The organism is Burkholderia sp. Bp9004, from assembly GCF_003858025.1.
Taxonomy (GTDB): Bacteria; Pseudomonadota; Gammaproteobacteria; order Burkholderiales; family Burkholderiaceae; genus Burkholderia; species Burkholderia diffusa.
Genome location: NZ_QTQD01000078.1, coordinates 1 through 1,320, shown reverse-complemented (window position 1 = coordinate 1,320; position 1,320 = coordinate 1). Strand labels below are relative to the sequence as shown.

Genomic DNA, 1,320 nt, shown 5'->3' with positions numbered 1-1,320 from the left:
TACATATATGGACTGCTCCCAATAGCAAACGGAAGTTGACGGACACGGAAGTCGATTGCGTACATATATCCGGCGTCAGGGCAGAGCCCAGCGCCCAACTGGAATTCCGCGCGTGCAGGCCTCAACAACTGGAAGACCTCGGGGGCCGTTATAAAAATCAGGTTCCCTGCTCGCCGGATCGACCGGAGTGCCATTCGTCAATTCGTCAACGCATCGTTGGTGACATTGCTACACTGCTTTCTGATACGACTGGCCGGTTGCAAGCATCGACCAGATGACACGGGCCATCTTGTTCGCGATCGCCACGATGGCTCGATTTGCGCCTCGCCGGGCCTGCAACGCAAGAGCCCAGGCGTGCTTTCTGTCGTGTTTGGTTGGAGCGGTTCGGAGTACTGCGCGTGCACCGTGTATGAGCAAGGTCCGTAGATGTCGGTCGCCTCGCTTGCTGATGCCGAGGAGATGTGTTCGATCCCCGCTTGAGCTCTGACGGGGAACGAGGCCGAGCCAGGCAGCAAAGTGACGGCCGTTCTTAAAGTCCTTTGGATCGGATACGGCAGCAACGATGGCGGTCGCCGTTTTGGGACCAACTCCTTCAATCTGCGCAATGCGCTGGCAGGTCTTGCTGGCCTTGAACACTGCATCGATACGCCTGTCGAATCCGGTGATGCGCTTGTCCAGTTCGCGCAACTGGTCCATCAGATCGGCCAGTATCTCGCGCGCGAGTGGCGTTAGGGCGTTCGTGGTGTCAGCGACGATGGCCGGAATCTCCCGGCGCGCACGCGTGATAGATTGCGCGAATACGATGCCTCGCTCTGCGAGAATGCCGCGCATCTGACTCACCAGCCCGGTCCGATTGCTCACGAGCCGACTACGAGCGCGGTGAAGACTTTGAACATCTTGTTGCTCGAGGGACTTGATTGGCACGAACCGCATTGATGGTCGCTGCAATGCCTCGCAGATCGCCTCAGCATCGTTGCCGTCAGTCTTGTTGCCCTTCACGAAAGGTTTCACGAATTGCGGGCTGATGAGTTTTACCGTGTGGCCTTGCTGCTGAAACTGCCGTGCCCAATGATGGGCGCTTGAGCAGGCTTCCATCCCGATAGTGCATGGTGCAAGTCGAAGAACCAGTTCAGTCAGTTGGGCGCGGCCGACGCGACGTCGCAGCACAAGCGTGCCTGCGGCATCCACGCCGTGCAGTTGGAAGACATTCTTTGCAAGATCGATGGCAAGGAACCGAATGATTTCCATGACGATACTCCTATGAACGGTAACGTCAGCAGTTACGATACGCCTGCCGGAGCAGTCCATACCATTAACTGG

General features: G+C 57.5%; 1 protein-coding gene. It reads right to left on the bottom strand.

Annotated elements, in window-relative coordinates:
* Positions 1 to 228: 228 nt before the first annotated feature.
* Complete coding sequence (locus DIE08_RS35220) at positions 229 to 1,248, bottom strand: IS110 family transposase (RefSeq protein ID WP_124906457.1); 1,020 nt, start codon at positions 1,246 to 1,248, stop codon at positions 229 to 231.
* Between the last annotated feature and the right edge of the window lie 72 nt (positions 1,249 to 1,320).